This is a genomic window from Paenibacillus hunanensis, assembly GCF_014645615.1.
GTDB classification, from domain to species: domain Bacteria; phylum Bacillota; class Bacilli; order Paenibacillales; family Paenibacillaceae; genus Saccharibacillus; species Saccharibacillus hunanensis.
This window is the reverse complement of the sequence record NZ_BMMB01000016.1, coordinates 44,746-57,459: the sequence shown is the minus strand read 5'-3', so window position 1 is coordinate 57,459 and position 12,714 is coordinate 44,746. Positions and strand designations below refer to the sequence as shown.

Annotated in this window: 9 protein-coding genes; all 9 read right to left on the bottom strand. The window is 48.9% G+C overall.

Features of this window, described 5'->3' with window-relative positions; translation table 11 throughout:
* Positions 1 to 225: 225 nt before the first annotated feature.
* Positions 226 to 705: a 23S rRNA (pseudouridine(1915)-N(3))-methyltransferase RlmH gene (gene rlmH / locus IEX62_RS22105; protein WP_188778355.1), complete on the bottom strand. Its 480-nt coding sequence runs from the start codon at positions 703 to 705 to the stop codon at positions 226 to 228.
* 1,019 nt (positions 706 to 1,724) lie between these two features.
* Positions 1,725 to 3,857 (bottom strand): acyltransferase family protein, encoded by a 2,133-nt coding sequence (locus tag IEX62_RS22100; protein ID WP_188778353.1) that lies wholly within the window; start codon positions 3,855 to 3,857, stop codon positions 1,725 to 1,727.
* A gap of 524 nt (positions 3,858 to 4,381) precedes the next feature.
* Positions 4,382 to 4,549 carry a CxxH/CxxC protein gene (locus tag IEX62_RS22095; protein WP_188778351.1) on the bottom strand — a complete coding sequence of 56 codons (168 nt, stop codon included), beginning with the start codon at positions 4,547 to 4,549 and terminating at the stop codon, positions 4,382 to 4,384.
* Positions 4,550 to 4,839: 290 nt separating this feature from the next.
* The gene (locus IEX62_RS22090) at positions 4,840 to 6,111 is read right to left on the bottom strand and encodes a S1C family serine protease (protein WP_188778348.1); all 1,272 of its coding nucleotides are present in this window, start codon (positions 6,109 to 6,111) and stop codon (positions 4,840 to 4,842) included.
* Positions 6,112 to 6,434: 323 nt separating this feature from the next.
* The gene (locus IEX62_RS22085; RefSeq protein ID WP_188778346.1) at positions 6,435 to 7,250 is read right to left on the bottom strand and encodes an MBL fold metallo-hydrolase; all 816 of its coding nucleotides are present in this window, start codon (positions 7,248 to 7,250) and stop codon (positions 6,435 to 6,437) included.
* Between the two features lie 6 nt (positions 7,251 to 7,256).
* Positions 7,257 to 8,003 (bottom strand): two-component system regulatory protein YycI, encoded by a 747-nt coding sequence (gene yycI / locus IEX62_RS22080; RefSeq protein WP_188778344.1) that lies wholly within the window; start codon positions 8,001 to 8,003, stop codon positions 7,257 to 7,259.
* 168 nt (positions 8,004 to 8,171) lie between these two features.
* A complete protein-coding gene (locus tag IEX62_RS22075; protein ID WP_188778342.1) occupies positions 8,172 to 9,539 on the bottom strand; it encodes a YycH family regulatory protein in 1,368 nt (455 codons plus the stop codon).
* Positions 9,536 to 11,380 carry a cell wall metabolism sensor histidine kinase WalK gene (walK, locus tag IEX62_RS22070; RefSeq protein WP_188778361.1) on the bottom strand — a complete coding sequence of 615 codons (1,845 nt, stop codon included), beginning with the start codon at positions 11,378 to 11,380 and terminating at the stop codon, positions 9,536 to 9,538. Before walK ends, IEX62_RS22075 begins: the two co-directional genes overlap by 4 nt.
* A 13-nt stretch (positions 11,381 to 11,393) precedes the next feature.
* Positions 11,394 to 12,128: a response regulator YycF gene (gene yycF / locus IEX62_RS22065; protein ID WP_188778340.1), complete on the bottom strand. Its 735-nt coding sequence runs from the start codon at positions 12,126 to 12,128 to the stop codon at positions 11,394 to 11,396.
* Positions 12,129 to 12,714: the final 586 nt, after the last annotated feature.

Here is a 12,714-nt window from a genome sequence, read left to right as displayed (position 1 = left end):
TATGATGAGTATATTCTACAAGCCCTTATTTTTATTGTCCAACTAAGTGTAGCCGATCCAGCATTAACATAAAAAGAGTGATCAGAATTTCTAATCACTCTCTCTATGAGTACCTGTTTTCAGTATCACCTTTAACTCAATCATGGCTTCCGTTCTGGTAGGAAAGTTTGTATTTGAGCGATTGGCCGAGAGGTTTCACCATCCAAAAGTGATGAACGACGATAGTTACTTATGATACGGCTCCCCCCGATTAATCTTCACTGCCCGATACACCTGCTCCACCAGCACCAATCGCATCAACTGATGCGGCAACGTCATCCGTCCAAAACAAAGCCGTTGCTGCGCCCGTTTCAGCACCTCATCCCCAATTCCATGACTGCCACCAATCACAAACACCACATGACTACTCCCATACGTCCCCAGCCGATCAATCTCCGCCGCCATCTCTTCCGAGCTCCACAGCTTCCCATCCAGCGTTAACGCCACCACATGTGCATCCGGCTTGATCTGCGCCAGAATCCGCTCGCCTTCCTTATCCTTCACAATCTTCACTTCCGCATCACTCAGCGTATCCGGTGCCTTCTCATCGTTCACTTCCGTAATCTGAAACTTAATATATGGCGCCAGCCGCTTACTGTACTCCGCAATCCCCTGTACTAGATACTTCTCCTTCAACTTGCCTACGCCAATAATTTGAATATGCATTATGCTCTACCCCTTTTCCTCATTCCATCATTCCTATGTAAAACAGTCTCCAACCAGACCATTCGCACCCCAAAACAATGTTCACTTCAACCCAGTATATCACTCACTGCCAATCCATGACCTTCACTCACCAGCTGGTTAGCTCATTATCTCCTAACCGGCTCCATTGCTAATAGTTCACCTACTAGAATTAATCCATCAATCAAAACCTGGCAAGTAACAGAAAATTTCTCTGCATAAAATATACACTCACACACCAACCCAATACCCGACATCATACTCACTTAGCCAATCTCCTAATTTAAAAACACCCCGCATGCTATATAAGTACTATATAAATTCAGCATAACAACATCAATCAACGCATCCTAAATTTCTAATCTTATAAAATATCGCATAAAGCAATAATCAAAATCTAACGTAAACATATACAACAAATATATATATTAAGCTAAACAACTCACTACTAACACCATCTGATTATGATCCCTTGTCCATAAGCTGCTTTCACTTATAAGCCACTTTTACTCATAAGCTATTTTCACTTGTTCACTATGCACTAGATTGCATGTAGATCTGAATCTATACGCTGGAACAGCGTACACTGCCGCCCTCACCCTAAAGTGATGAGGTTCTCGGCACTACAGAAACTCCATGTACCACTTAGACTTTAGCACTTAGCACTTGTTCAATGATGCACACGCTCGGAACGCAGGGAAGGAAATAAGGGGAAAGCACGCCTTTGGAGGGGCGGGAATCTACATTCCATCCCTCATCCGTAGATTCCCGCGGCTCCACCAAGTGCGTCCCCTTATTCCTTCCCGAAGTGTTCCAGCTCCCAACCAACCGAAGTATCACCCAAAGGGAACCCCACCACTCCCCCACAAATTGAAAACTCCCTCCACACCAACCACCAACAGGTTAGCGCAAAGGGAGCACTTGCCACTCCTATACATTCCTTTAATACTATCGGCACTACGGTTTCAATATTTAATACATTATTGGAATAATGTGTAAAATTATTTTCCTTTGACTGCCTTTGCTACGAGCGTTGCGTACACTCGTGCACCCGCTGGATTCACGTGCACGCCATCGGTTGCGAAGAAGCTATCCTGCCCCTTACTTGCCGAATACCAATCGACTACGGTAATGCGGTTGTCCTCTGCTGCCACCGCATTGATCGTATCGTTCACCAGACTTTCCCATGCACGCGGTACACGCGTATTCACAAGTATGATTTTACGTGCACTGCTCAGCTCATCCAGCAGATCCTCCAGCTGTTCACGGGTAAAGGAACCGTTGGTACCGAGCTCCAGAACGACCGTCGAGCCGAGATGACCACCGCGGCGAAGCTGACGGATCACGTCCGGTGCCTCGGTCATCTGGCGACCGACACGTCCGTCGATCGTGATGCCTGGCATCGTTTGAGTCAGATAATGCGCCACGTCGAGCATAACGGAGTCACCGATCGCAGTTACACCGTTACCGGATACGATCTCCTCCAGATTTTTCTTCGTTGCAGCGGCTGGTAACGATGGGGCTGGGGAATCCAGCTTTTGTCCGTCACCGCTGGTGGAACCGGAATCGCTATTGTCGGTACTGTCTGTATTACCAGTATTCGCATCGTCACCAGACTTGGAATCGTCTGATGCATCACTACCATCTGTGCTGGAAGTATTCTTGTCTCCAGTATCTGCAGCACCCGACGCATCGTCATTGCTTTTACCCGTGTCCTTACTATCTGAGGATGCTTTCCCATCCGCATCTTTCATTGTACCATCTTCCGACTTCGTATCACCTGATCCGGAAGCATTTTTACCACCTGCTGCATCGCCTTCTTTGCCATCCTTGGTCGCATGCGACACATTGGTTGGTGACGTCGAGGACGAGCCGGTAATGAATACCGATTGTGGCTGTTGTTCTGCTTCTGCCGTTTCCGAAGCTGTACCCTTGGTCAGCAGATGACCGAGTACGGCTGCCGACAGGATAAATACCGCAGCAGACGAGCCACCGATGATCCAGCCGCGACGACTGCGCCAGTTGGAACTGCCCACACGACCGAACGCATAGCGGAAGCCTTTGCGACGAATCGGCTGCTCGACGAAGCGCCATGACAGCTCTGCAAGTGCAAGACTGACCAGCACCTGCAACACGGCGCGTATAACCGATGGCTCACCGGTATCAACCTGCGGCGTACTCAGCGTAATAACTGGAAAGTGCCACAGATACAATCCGTATGAACGCTGACCAAGCCAGCGCAGCGGCTTACAGCCTACGAGTACCGCCAGACGGCTTGCTGGATGCGCCAGTACAGCGATCAGGATCGCCGTGATAACCGAGATGAGTACCAGTCCACCACGATACAGGAATGGCTCATATTCGTTCGTGTGCCAGATTGACCACAGCAGCACGAATAATGCAGCTAAGCCTACACCATCCAGCAGCGTTTGTGCTGGAGCAGATACATTTGCTTTTAGCTTCACACTAGGCCATACGATCGCCAGCGCGGAGCCGATCAGCAGGGCGAAGATGCGTGTGTCTGTACCATAATAGACACGGCTCGGGTCAGAGCCTGGCACGTATAAGACTGCCATTAATAGTGCAGAGATAAGCGACAGACTCAGAATCCAGCCTGCCAGATTACCACGCTTCGGCAAGAATTTCAGACCGAGCATGAGCACGAATGGCCAGATCAGATAGAACTGCTCCTCCACCGCCAGCGACCAGAGGTGACCGAGCGGTGAAGCCGGTCCGAAGCTTTCAAAATACGATACCTTGTGGAAAATAAACCACCAGTTACTAATATACAGCAGTGCTGCTGGCACATCTCCCTGTAGTGCAGCCAGACGACCATGATCTCCGATCAGACACCACAGGGCCACAACCGCGATCATCGCGTACATCGCTGGTAGCAAGCGACGTGCACGCCTTTTCCAGAAGTCGACCATATCAAATCGATGATTGCGTTCCCATTGACCTGCCAGTATGTCTGTGATCAGATAACCGGATAATACGAAAAATATGCCAACGCCGAGCAACCCGCCAGGTGCCCAGTCCGTATTCAAATGGTATAAAATAACCGCCAGCACCGCGAATGCGCGGAGTCCATCCAGACCCGGCATATAACGATGCTGCTGGAGCGGCTTAGACATAATCCGTCCACCGCCCTCTATGTATATTCAAGCCGTTGACCACGGCGAGCTTGCAAAAGTTATCCTGCTCAAGCGTCAAGTGTTCCGTTCGTAGCGTCAGATCCTTGATGTCTTTCATATTCTTTTATCCTTTCCAGTGGTCACTCTCATTCCATGCATAGCCTCGCTTGCAGGAACCGACATGTCCCATTATATCCAAGTATGCAGAGTGAATCGTCTCAAACCAGTTAAAATTGGTTTACAGCACCGTCGTATTTTGTCATTTAGCATGATACTTTGTCATTTGCCATATTCGCGCGTCCAGTACGATGCTTCCGTTCGCAGGCACAGGAAAACAAGGACCCGGAAATTCCGGTCCCTGCCCTGGTATTGCGTCATGATCTGTACGCGCTATTGAGAATGTGTAGCTGGTATAAAGTGTAATGTATCGCATTCGTATTCAATCGACCTCAAGCTGAACAGGCGTTCACGCAGAAGTCGGTATCGGATAGCTAGATTCATGAGCGTTTCGGACTGGCAGGGAATCAGACAACGAGAAATTCGCCGTGCTGATCGCAATAGACACACTTCGCAGGTGGGTCCCAATCGGAAAATTCCGTTTCTTTCAGGTCAACCACATCAGGTGCATCCTCGTATTCATCAACAAATGCTTCAAGTGCATCTTCTACGTGTTCTTTGCATACTACATACATTATTATTCATGCTCCCTTTTCCCGCAGTCATAGCGTTATAACGCTGACTGTTCCGTCGTTTCAGCTAGCAAATGCTCGCCTGATTGGGCTGCATTTGCTCGATTACGTGCACAATAGATGAATAATCCATCGTGCCTGCTTTTCTTTATGGTGTATATGATTCTCCAGTCTATCTGCTGGAGAGTCGATGATGTGTTCAGTTAGAGCATATTCGGCATATGCTATCCAGCGCAGCCTTCATTTCATACCGCTATAGTTCACGATTTCAATTTCAAACTAGCTGTACTGTATTACTTGCGCTCAGGCGCATCCTGCAAGGTAGCGATAGCCGTATCTTTTTTACCCTCGCGGTAATACGTTATTTTAATCGAATCGCCGATTTGTTTTTTATCATATAAATATTTGCGAAGCTCCAGTGTTGAGCCGATTTTTTGACCATCGAGCTGAACGATCACATCGTTTACTTTCAATCCGGCATCCTTGGCAGGGCCGCTAACCTCCAGCACAACAGCGCCTTTGGTCACGTCATCGGGTAAACGAAGCTGTGGTGCATCGCTATTATCGTCTTCATCATAGGAGCGATAAGCTGACTCGTTATCCAGATCGATGCTGTACACACCCAGATAAGGACGGCTAATCTTGCCATGCTCCAGTAATTGCTGGACGTTTTGCATCACTTCATTGATCGGAATGGCGAAGCCTAAGCCCTCTACTCCGGTATCGGAAATTTTCATCGTATTGATACCAATCAGCTGACCGCGCATATTAACCAGTGCGCCGCCGCTGTTGCCTTCATTAATCGCGGCATCGGTCTGAATCACATTTTGCTCCCAGTCGTAATTGCCATCCTGATTAAGCGATACGGGAATCAGACGGTTATCATAGCTCACAATGCCTGATGTCATCGTACCATTAAACCCGAGTGGATTGCCAATAGCGAGTACGGTCTCCCCGGGACGAAGCTGATCGGAGTTACCGATGGCGGCGATTTGATCGATATCTTTACCATCAACAGACAGCACCGCAATATCGCTAATAAAGTCCGCTCCGACGACCTTTGCCTTGAGCATCGTGCCATCGTTCAGCACTGCATCGACCTCATCCGCACCGGAAATCACATGATTGTTCGTGACGATATATGCCGTACCACCATCTTTGCGGAAAATCACACCCGAACCGAGCGCGGATTCATCCAGCTTGGATATATCCGGCTCCTTACCATCCTGATAATTCACAATACTCACTACAGCAGGCCGTACCTGCTGGGCAACCTGTACGATGTTATCATACGGATTACCTGACGTTTGCTGAATCGGTAGCAGGCTGCTCGCGGTGGCTGCACCGGAATAATGATCATGATACAGAAACAGCCCGCCCATAATCGCACTGATTGTTACCGCGCTCGTGACAGCACTAATCACCACCACGCGCACCGTAGACTGACCTCGGCGTACTGGCTCTTGAAAAGAGCGAAAGGATGCGTCTCGTCCACCCGACATGACGTGGCGTTTCGATCTCCGTGATACCCGGGTGGAGTAGAATTCGTCATCAAATAGCGCCATGCTCATCGCTCCTCTGCTATATGCCTCAAACGTCATGCCATTACCTATTCTTTCTCATGGAACGGTAAGTCGCCCTCATTCTTGTTCCTGATCTGTGTTCAGCATATACGCTGATTGTTCGTTTACGTGTAGCAGGCATCCTGGCGATGTATCATACAATCGCCGATCTGCTCTGCTAATTTATGTTAGGCTCGCCTATCTACAATAGGCGTCCTTTATATTCACTCCAAAATAGATAGGTGCACCTGTATTCGTATCCATACCTGTATTCAGGAGATACGGCACAAGGCACTTTTCCACTTTATACCATCCACTGTCTCGGTTCAAGCTTCGCCAATCGCATCCCACGGTGTAGGGCGATCATAGTACGTGTCACATAGCTTGAATTCATGCTCCTTATAGAAGCAGCCCCGACTTTCCATCGCATCACGCACCGTCATTTTTGCCAGCTCCATCATATTGTGATCACGGCTCAAATGGGCTAGATAGGTACGTTTCAGCTTTTTACTGAGCAGCTCGCTCAGCACTTCGCCTGCCGTATCATTAGATAGGTGACCAATATCGCTCAAAATGCGTCGCTTCGTATTCCACGGATAACGTCCCATACGCAGCATTTCAATATCGTGATTCGCTTCCAGCACGAGCACATCCGAATCGGTAATGCTCTGCATTACCTTATCGCTCACATAGCCGAGGTCGGTAGCCAGACTGAGCTTCTGCTCTCCATCTCGGAAAAAGTACCCGACTGGCTCTGCCGCATCATGCGAGATTCCGAATGATTCAATCCGCAGTGAGCCAAAGCTTAGAAAATCGCCCGTCTGCATCACCTGCTTTTGCTCGGGTGTAATCTTACCTACTGCCTTTTCCATCGCCAGCCATGTTTTTTCGTTGGCGTAGATCGGCAAATTATATTTGCGTGCAACAGCGCCCAGACCGCGAATATGATCGGAATGCTCATGCGTGATCAGAATACCTTCGAGTTGATCACCGGTGAAATCGCGCTCCTTCATCAATTCATCGATCCGTTTTGCACTCAGTCCTGCATCGATCAGCAGGGCTGCATCCTTGTTGCGAACGATTGTGGCATTGCCAGTCGAACCGCTCGATAATACTGTAAATTGTATGCCAGTGCCTATCATGCGTGTCTACTCCTCATTTTCTGCCGCTGGGGTTGTCGTAACCTCCCCGGTAATACCCTGTACATAGTAAAAGGCTCCGCTCTCCAGCGCGATACGCCATACCGGCACCGCAAGCTGAATGTTGTCGCCGATCGTTTGTCCATAATAACCAAGCGTAATATCTTTAACGACTGCGCCTTCAGGCAGATCGTTTTCAATGACAGTTCCAAGTGCAGTGGAAGCCGATAAAATTTCCTGATTCGGCTTGCTCGCACGATCCTGCTCCAGCGTGAAGCGTGGAGCGGTGTAAGAAATTATCTTCTGATTACTATAATACAGCTCCAGATTCATATTAAACAGGGGTAAATCATTATTTATCAACGGATGCAGAACAAAAATGCCCTGTTTGGCAATTAATGCATCATATTGATATTGTCCTATATTCGGAATCTGTGATGCAAGCTGTACAGCAAGCTCATCCTCATTAAAAATAAGCTGACTATCCACCGGACGCTGAAGCGGAACAGGCTGATTGCCAGAGGATGTCATATGCTGATATGGGATCGGTGCCAGCATCGGCGTCTCGCGTGGAATCTGAGCCGTAACCTGAATTCGCTTATTCTCCAGCGCACGCTGTGCACTTTCACTGAGCGAGGCGATATCCAGATTAGACTGCGCCTGATCGCGGACATCCATCCAGAGCTGGTAGCCCAATACGATATTGAGTAATAAAAAAGCACTGATCAGTACACTTTTGGCTCGTCCCCAATCCATCGTCTTCCTCCTGCCTGTCCATCAGCCTGCGTCGGCTGGGTAATGAATCGATTTTTTAAAGCACAGGCATTGCTGATGTGCCTGCGTATCCAGCCTATCAGCGTCTGCCTGTGCGTATAGATGCTTATTCTTTTTATTGTTCATGCTTGATCTATTGCTTACGTCTATTTATTGCGATGCGCTTGCAGTTAGAAATTGCGTACTGCCATCCTGTAGCTTCGCCATCCAGACTGGAGTCAGCACGACCACGCCGTTACCAAGTGATGGGCGATACACAGGCGATAGATCGACAATCTGCTTGCCAACCGGAATCTGTGTCTTGATCATTTGCAGTAGCTGCTGTCCAGCAGGTAGCTGTCGTAGCTGGGTCGTCGCATTGCCTTGCCCTGCTGCACCGTTCGCTGAAGCTGCTCCTGATGACGATGCAGCGGATGTCGTCTCGGTCTGTGTTGGATTCGCTGCCAGATACAGCATGGAGCGCTCATAGGTCGATACGGTATTACGCTCTACCCCAAGGCGCATATAGCCGAATTTGAATGCATCGGTTTCCATGATCGGGTAAGAGCGATAATACTGACGGAATACGAAACCGTTTTTATCACTACTGCTTGTGCCCATACTTAACGTATACATGCCCGGCCATCCACCATGCTGATTAACAAAATCAACCGCTGATAGCACATTATCACTCACATTGTTGGTGCCCGATGTAGGCGCGGTCGGATCGGTATAGATCATCCAGCGCTGACGGGTGTCCACCTGTAGGCTTCGCTTGCTGTCGGTATAGATTTCGATCCCATTTTCTTCATTAATATTACGTGTCGCACCGGGATCGAAGAACAGATTGCGCTGCATCTGCTCGGTGGTCAGGCTATCCAGAGTTAATGTCACATTCGGTGCAGTAATCGCTGTACGCGGCAGATAATAGCCGGTTGACGTATATTGATAGCTGACGCCATTCGCACCAAGCAATGCACTACGGCTAATATCCTCTGTTCGCAAATCCATATCCGTAGCTTCATACACAACATCACCACTCGCACTGAAAAAGAATGCTCGTACGGTACGATCATCCGGTGCGGTATAGAGCCAGATGCGGTTAACTGCATCCCCCTCGAACAGCGAATCCGGGTTAATCTTCAAGCTGCGTTCCAGCAGACTCACCGGAATACCACTACCAAACATCAGCTCTACCCCTTCATCGTTACGAATCTGATTCCAATCCATACTTTGAAGCGATAGACGACGGAATTGCCCGAAGCTCGCTTTACGAATCGTATCATAAATGGTCGTATACTCCGTAGAAGACGGATAGAAGATCGTATGCCGACTGTTGGCCAGATGCACGATCATTTTATCGGGAAAGATCAGGCTTTCGATGCTCGAACGCGGCCCGATGTCCTCTGCCTGCACATAGCCTGCCTCCGAGTTGACGACAGAATCTGCCCCTGGCATGCGGTAAATGAGGAAATAGCTCTGCACAAGGCTAATTAGAATGAGCGCAGCAAGCAAGCCGGATTTCATCTTCTCCTTCATGCGTCCACACTTCCTTCCTCATGCAGTGGTAGCCATACCGTTACCGTTGTGCCCTGATCCAGCTCTGAATCCAGCTCAATGGTACCGTTATGAGCGAGCACTATTTCCTGGGCAATAGACAGTCCAAGTCCGGTTCCACCCATATTGCGTGAGCGTGCTTTGTCTACACGATAAAATCGTTCAAAGATACGATGCAGATCCTGCTTCGGAATTCCGATTCCGGTATCCTGAATGCGAATCGCCAGCATATCCTCGTCCACAGCGCTGTAAGCACCGAGGGTAATACTACCGCCCTCGATCGTATATTTGAGTGCATTCGATACGAGATTATCCAGCACCTGATCAATCTGGTCGCGATCAATCCACACACTTCCCACACCGGGCTGTAGATCAATCGTGCATTCGATTTGCTTTTGCTTCATTTGTACATAGAAACGGTCGGCTGTATCCTCCAGCAGCTCCAGCACATCGGTACGCTGCTTACGCAGGGTCGCTTCACTGGAATCCAGACGTGACAGATGCAGCAGATCACTCACCAGTCGGATCATACGCTGCGTCTCATTGCGGATCACGCCGATGAATCGCTCGGCAAGCGCGCGTTCATCCAGCGCTCCATCCTCCAGCGCCTCGGTATAGCTCTTGATCGTGGTCAGCGGTGTACGTAGCTCATGCGATACATTGGCGACAAATTCACGCCGTGCCGCCTCCAGCTTCTCCTGCTCGGTCACATCCTGTAGTACCGCGATCACACCTGCATGACTGATCTCCTTCCGTCGATGCACCGGACTGAACGTCACCCGTACAACCGAGCTGCTGCCTTCCTCTGATGAGCCTAGATTGAGAATCGTCTGGCGCAGCGTGCCATTTTGCAGCTTTGCTTGATCCTGCTCGGATAAAGGCAACAGACTACTTAGCTCTTTGCCAGAAAGCTGTGATTCCATATCGCCCAGCATCGCCGCAGCGACACGGTTCACCAGAATGATGCAGCCATGCTCATCGGTGGCGATTACACCATCGCTCATATTTTTCAGAATAGAGGCAAGCTTCTCCTTCTCTTCCTCATTCTGAGCCAGCGCATCCCGCAATCGACTGGTCATATAGTTAAAGGCTTCACTAAGCTGACCGATCTCATCATTACTGTACACAGTCATATGATGATCGAATTCACCCTCTGCGACCTGCTTCGCTCGCTTGGTCATTTCCTTGATCGGCTGTGTAATCGTATGCGCCAGAATCACACCCAGCACCGCCGTCATGCCTAAGGCGATCAGAATACCGGATAGGAAAATACCATTGATGCGCTTCATCGTATCATACAGCTCTGCCATTGACGCGACGATATAGACCGCACCTACGGTACGATTTCCACTGATGATCGGCTCAGCGACAACGCGCTTGCGCTCACCGGTATCATCGATAATATACTCCTCGTTATCGCTAATGCCCTGCAATGCACGGCTCACGACCGTCTGCGTATTCCTGCGCGCCTCACTACCCGAATCGGTCTTGAGTGAGGAGATCAGAATCCGTCCGCTCACATCGAGCACCTGAATCTCCTGAATTTGCGTACCGCTCATATTGTACAGATTATCCACCATTAGCTTCAGATCATTGACCGAGTTGGAAACGTTCTCTCCACTGCCCGACCATTTATCCGCAGCCAGCACCGACAATAGCTGTGCACGCTCCTGCAAATCCTGGGTAAAATTACTCGTCAGCGAGTTCTTCATCGCACTCACAAAGTACACACCAATGAGCTGCATCGCAATCAAAATCAACAGCACATAAATAATAATCAGCCGCGCCTGAATTGTGCGGCTGAAGCCGGGTAACAGACGCAGCTTGCGCTTCACCTTACATGCCTCCCACTTTTGGACTGCGCATCATATAGCCGAGTCCACGCCGGGTTAAAATATACTCCGGCTTACTTGGATCATCCTCGATCTTCTCGCGCAGACGGCGAATCGTCACATCAACGGTACGCACATCGCCAAAATATTCAAATCCCCAGACCGCTTGCAGCAAATGCTCACGAGTCATCACACGACCTGCATTTTTCGCCATATAATACACGAGCTCATATTCACGATGGGTCAGATCAAGCGGCTCCCCATCCTTATATACCATATACATATCTGTATCGATAAACAGACCGAACAGCGCCAGTCCATTTTTCGGTTCATCCACCTCAGGCACCGTTACCGTAGCAGTAACTGGCGCTTGCTTCTGGCGCCGACGCATATGTGCCTTCACCCGTGCCAGTAGCTCGCGCGTACTGAACGGCTTGGTCACATAATCATCCGCACCAAGCTCCAGACCGAGTACTTTGTCGATCTCGGCATCTTTTGCCGTTAGCATAATGATCGGCATATCGAGCCGGGTTCGCACCTCACGGCATACGTCCATACCGTCCTTGCCGGGCAGCATCAGATCCAGCAGCATCAGATCAGGCTCCTCTGCGAATGCCTGCTCTACTGCACTAATGCCATCAAAGGCACAGATCACCTCATAGCCTTCTTTTTCAAGATTGAATTTTAAAATATCTGCAATCGGTTGTTCATCGTCAACGACCAGAATTTTCCCCTGCATGGTGCTTCACCTCATCACGGCTTTGATTTTTTTATTCTATCATATTCCCGGGGCTTGTTCTCATTACGACATGTACATAAACTGTTTTTGCTTGGAGAGACACCACTCCATGAAAGAATAAGGGGACGGACTCCGGTCTCGCACAGGAATCTATGGAGTAGAAGTGGATGGTGGATTCCCGTGCTCAAAAGTCGTCCTTTCCCCTTACTTCTTTCCTTCCGTGCAGCTTACACTTATAAAAGTTTGCATAAACGCTATGGAAACATTCAGATCCATATTCGTTCAAAAAGAGTAATTTATAATAAATAAAAAAGACCACCTAATTTTATATCGTGGATGGTCTTGATCTAAAAGGGAATACATGCTCTGCAAATTGATAGTACCTGATTAGGGTTAGTCTCTGTTTATTGCACCTCGAATCCTTTACAGTCAAATCGCATGTTTTTAATCACTCGATTTGCCTATCAGCAGAAAGCACAGATTTTAAAGAAAGACTGGTATTCCTTCACAAGCTCCTAACAAAAAAATGGCCCACCCTTTTATGCATCAGATCCATAACGATCTGCTAGGCCGGGTGGGAACTGTT